Genomic DNA, 328 nt, shown 5'->3' with positions numbered 1-328 from the left:
ATCGTGCTGGACGGAGGCAGCGGCGGCGTGATCGATGCCGATGGCTACGTCGGCAAGAGCAGCGCCACCGGCGCCAAGGCCGATACTCCCTTCGTCGAGACGCCGCAGACCATATCGTCCGTCACCGAAAAGCAGATCGAGGACCGCAATCCGCAATCGCTTCTGGACGCCATCGCCTATACACCGGGAGCAAGGGTGAACGCGTATGGCGCCGATCCTCGGTATGATTCCTTTTTCGTGCGCGGTTCCAACGTCACGAATACGGGCGTCTTCCGCGACAACCTCCGGCAGCCCGCCGCCGGCTACGGCCTTTTCCTGACCGAACCCT

General features: G+C 63.1%; 1 protein-coding gene. It reads left to right on the top strand.

The window, feature by feature from the left end:
• On the top strand, positions 1-328 hold a 328-nt coding region (locus KVS69_RS19150; RefSeq protein WP_217539548.1), incomplete at both ends, for a TonB-dependent receptor plug domain-containing protein.

Source organism: Stenotrophomonas sp. GbtcB23, assembly GCF_019091045.1.
GTDB lineage: Bacteria > Pseudomonadota > Gammaproteobacteria > Xanthomonadales > Xanthomonadaceae > Stenotrophomonas > Stenotrophomonas rhizophila_A.
Note: the sequence above shows the minus strand (reverse complement) of the source record. Positions and strands in the feature narration are given on the sequence as shown.